This window comes from Streptomyces sp. (assembly GCF_031181555.1).
Lineage (GTDB): Bacteria > Actinomycetota > Actinomycetes > Streptomycetales > Streptomycetaceae > Streptomyces > Streptomyces fimbriatus.
The window spans coordinates 26,861-30,451 of the sequence record NZ_JAPSKQ010000072.1; the positions used below are offsets into that span (position 1 = coordinate 26,861).

General features: G+C 72.6%; 3 protein-coding genes. 1 reads left to right on the plus strand and 2 read right to left on the minus strand.

All coding sequences use genetic code 11. The features are described 5' to 3' along the window. Positions 1–86: 86 nt before the first annotated feature. Positions 87–1,256: a serine hydrolase domain-containing protein gene (locus RIM90_RS16725; protein ID WP_309061501.1), complete on the plus strand. Its 1,170-nt coding sequence runs from the start codon at positions 87–89 to the stop codon at positions 1,254–1,256. Positions 1,257–1,834: 578 nt separating this feature from the next. Here the strand turns inward: RIM90_RS16725 and RIM90_RS16730 are convergent. Together RIM90_RS16730 and RIM90_RS16735 are read right to left on the minus strand one after the other, a co-directional pair. After that, the gene (locus RIM90_RS16730) at positions 1,835–2,731 is read right to left on the minus strand and encodes an alpha/beta hydrolase (protein WP_309061502.1); all 897 of its coding nucleotides are present in this window, start codon (positions 2,729–2,731) and stop codon (positions 1,835–1,837) included. A gap of 122 nt (positions 2,732–2,853) precedes the next feature. Next, a complete protein-coding gene (locus RIM90_RS16735) occupies positions 2,854–3,540 on the minus strand; it encodes a glycoside hydrolase family 11 protein (RefSeq protein ID WP_309061503.1) in 687 nt (228 codons plus the stop codon). Positions 3,541–3,591: the final 51 nt, after the last annotated feature.

The following is a 3,591-nucleotide window of genomic DNA, read 5'->3' on the forward strand; positions in this document are numbered from 1 at the left end:
CCCACCCGGGGATCAGGGTCGGCTCGGGGGTGACTCCGGGCCGTCCCGGATGATCGGGCCGGCGCGGTCCCGGCAGCATGGCGACCATGACCTCTCGTTCTCTCTCGCGGCGTTCCCTGGTCCGCGGTTCGGCGGCCGGCGCCGTGCTGGCCGTGGCCGGCCGTACCGACGCGCATGCGGGGGACCATCCCACCGAACCGCCCGCCCCGGGCTTACCGGCGGCCACCGCCCGGGCGCTCCGGGCGGCCGTCTCGGACCTCGCCCATCCACCGGCCACCTGCGCGCAGCTGCGCGTCACGGCCCACGGCGGGCACTGGTACGGCGGGGCGGGAGCCGCCGACCCGGCCTCGGGGCGTGCGGCCCGCCCGGACGACGCGTTCCGCGCGGGCAGCGTCACGAAGACCTTCGTCGCGACCGTCGTCCTGCAACTGCGGGCGGAGCGCCGCGTCCGGCTCGACGCCCCCGTCGGCAGATACCTGCCGGGGCTCCTGCCGCACCCGTTCACCCGCATCACCGTGCGGCACCTGCTGACCCACACCAGCGGACTCCCCGACCACCGCGGGCTGCCGGACCTCAGCACGCCGGAGGCGGTGCTGCGCCACCGTTGGGACCGCTGGACGCCCGAGGAGTGGGTGCGGACGGTGACGCACGACCCGCTGAAGTTCCGTCCGGGCACCCGGCAGGAGTACCGGGGCATCAACTACGTGCTCCTCGCCCTCCTCGTCGAGGAACTGACCGGCCGGCCCTACGGCGAGGCGATCACCTCCCGGATCCTGCGCCCGCTCGGCCTGCGGCGGACGCTGCTCCCGGACGACGATCCCCACCTGCACGGCTCGCACATACGCGGCTTTCTCCGGATGACCGACGGTTCGCTGGGCGACGTCGCCGTCTACCGGCAGTCCAGCGCGTGGGGCGAGGGGGAGCTCGTCTCGTCCGTCGACGACCTCTACCGCTTCCAGCAGGCCCTGTTCTCGGGGTGGTTGCTGCCGCCGTCCGCCATGGAGCTGCTGTTCACCACGCCGCCGCAACCCGTGCGCATGCTGGACGGCAGCCCCGCCCGCTACAGCGCCGGGCTGCAGAAGGCCACGGTCAACGGCGTGACGTTCTGGGGGAAGACCGGCGAGACGTACGGCTACCGCACCCGGATGTTCGCCACCCGCGACCTCGGCCTCCGCTTCGTCCTGGCCTACCACCCGACACCACTGAGGTCATCCGAGCAGATGATCCCTCGCGTGGTCGACGCCCTCACCACCTGACCGGCCGGACATCACTCGTCCCGCGGACAGGAGGGTGCCGAGCGGCCGGCCGGGGCGGCGGCCGCGGTCCTGCTCCGGCGGGGCCACCAGCCGTACCGCCGGGCCCGCGAACACCGTCCCGCTGAAGACATTGAGCCCTCGGGCAACCCTCCGGCTGCGGCACAGCACGAGCGCGAGCCTGCCCGAGAGCAGACCCCCTGTGCCGTCGACGCAGAGGCCCATGACCACGAACGAGACGCCCATCACCCCGAACTGGACCGGAGCATGCCCGGTTCGGGGTTCACGAACTGCGGCAGAAAGGCCACGTCGAAGAGAATCGCCTCGGGGCTGAGCGGACTGACGAGGGCGCCCTGCCGAACGCCGACAGCCCGAGGACCGCCGCCACCGCGTGCACGAACATGGCGCAGGCCACCCCGCACGCCGCCATCACGCCCTTGGCGGGGCCGGGTGACGCACAGCGCGACGGCGGCGACGAGGAAGGCCGCGCGGCGAGAAGGGGCCATCGTGCCGGTCGTGCTCAGCGCTGATCGGCGGCCGGGCGACCGAGCCCCGGGGAATGGGACCACCGGGACGCCGGGTCAGCGCGGCGACTTTGCCGCGGCGACCAGCGTGGTGAGGATTTCCTCGGCATGGGTCCACAGCAGGGACCCGGCCGCGTCGGGGATCAGGTAGCGGGTCGCGCCGGGCATGACGCGGGCGAGGGAACCGCCCTGGTCGGGGGAATGGACCGGGCTGGTGTCGTACTCCCCGTACCAGAGGTGCACCGGCACGGTGATGCGGGCCGGGTCGAAGGGCCAGCGGCTCATGGCCAGGACGGTGTCGCGGGCGTAGCCGGCCGGACCCTGGGCGAAGGCCTCGCGCAGCGCGCGGCGGAAGGCCCGCTCGAAGACGGGGTCCGTGTAGACGGCGCGGTCGAGGGCGTGGCTCGTGCCGATGACGACGTCCCAGAGGGCATCGGCACTGCCGAAGTCGGCGAAGGAGGCGGCGGCCCCGTCCGGGTCGTCGGCCGTGGTGTCCACCATGGCCCTGATGGGCGGTTCGAGGGTCCGCGCGAAGCGGGGATGGGCCAGTTCGTCGCTGCCGGACACCACGGCCACGGCGCGGACGAGACCGCCGGCCGCGAGGGCCAGTGCGAACGGCGCGCCCTGGGAGAAGCCGACCGTGGCCAGCGGCCACAGCTCCCGGGCTTCGGCGAGGTGCCGGACGTCCTCGGCCCAACTCACCAGTGTCCGCCCCGGATCGGGGTCCGAGTCGCCGAGTCCCGGGCGGTCCACGGAGACGAGCCGGATCCCGGCCGCCTCGACGGCGTCACCGCCGAAACCGAGCCATCTGCTCGTCGCGGCCCCCGGGCAGAACAGCACCGCGGTGCCGTCGGGCGGTCCCCATTCCGCCCAGGCGAGTCGCCGGCCGTCGGGCAGTCGAGTCGTCCCCAGCCGCGCGGGTTCCGTCACGTCGTGGTTCTTCCCGGAGTTCATGGTGGGATCACGATAGTCGACCACGGGCGACGGCCGGGGCGGACCTGTCGCCCCGGCCGTCCGTCACCGCGACCGTGCCACGTCCGCGACGGCGGAACGGGCGTGGCACGGTCGGGATTCGGTCAGCTGACCGTGATGCTGGAGCTGCCGCTGCTCTGGTAGCCCTCGGTCGCCATGATCATGTAGTAGTTGAAGCTGCCGAGCCGCATCCCGGCGCGGGACCACGCGTCGAAGTGGTTGCCGGTCGTGATGGTCCCGCCGGTCCGCTTCTGCTGGCGCACGCTCCAGTACTGGTTGAACGTCTTCGTCCCCTCCACGGAGGGGGCGTTGTACCGGGTCGTCTGGTAGATGTCGTAGGTCCCGCCGTCGCTGGTGACCGTGCCCTTGTAGGTGCCGGTGGGCCGGTAGGTGCCCCAGTTGTCGACGATGTAGTACTCGACGAGCGGGTTCGCCGTCCAGCCGTACAGGCACAGGTAGGCGTTGCCGGACGGGGAGAAACTGCCGGAGTAGCGCACCGTCCTGCGGCTTCCGTTGCTCCAGCCCTTGCCGGCCACGAAGTTGCCGGTGTTGCGCCAGGACGTGCTGTAGCTGCCGCCGGAGCGGAGGGTCATGGAGACGGTGCCGGGGGCGTCGGTCCAGAACGAGTAGTAGTACCCGTTGTTGGTGCCGGTCTGGTTGGTCGTGATGGTCGTGTCGGCGTGGGCGGTGCCCGGCAGGAGCAGCCCGGCCGAGGCGCCGAGCGCCAGCGCACCGGCGCCACCCAGGAAGCCCCGGCGCCCGATTCCAGGAGTGGGGGTGTCGTCGTGCATGTGTCCCTCCGATGAGTGGGGGTCAGTCGGTGCCCGTCAGTGTTGGATCGC

Coding starts and splice junctions, on each gene's coding strand:
- RIM90_RS16730 (WP_309061502.1), bottom strand. CDS start 2,731: ATGAACTCCGGGAAGAACCACGACGTGACGGAACCCGCGCGGCTGGGG.
- RIM90_RS16735 (WP_309061503.1), bottom strand. CDS start 3,540: ATGCACGACGACACCCCCACTCCTGGAATCGGGCGCCGGGGCTTCCTG.
- RIM90_RS16725 (WP_309061501.1), top strand. CDS start 87: ATGACCTCTCGTTCTCTCTCGCGGCGTTCCCTGGTCCGCGGTTCGGCG.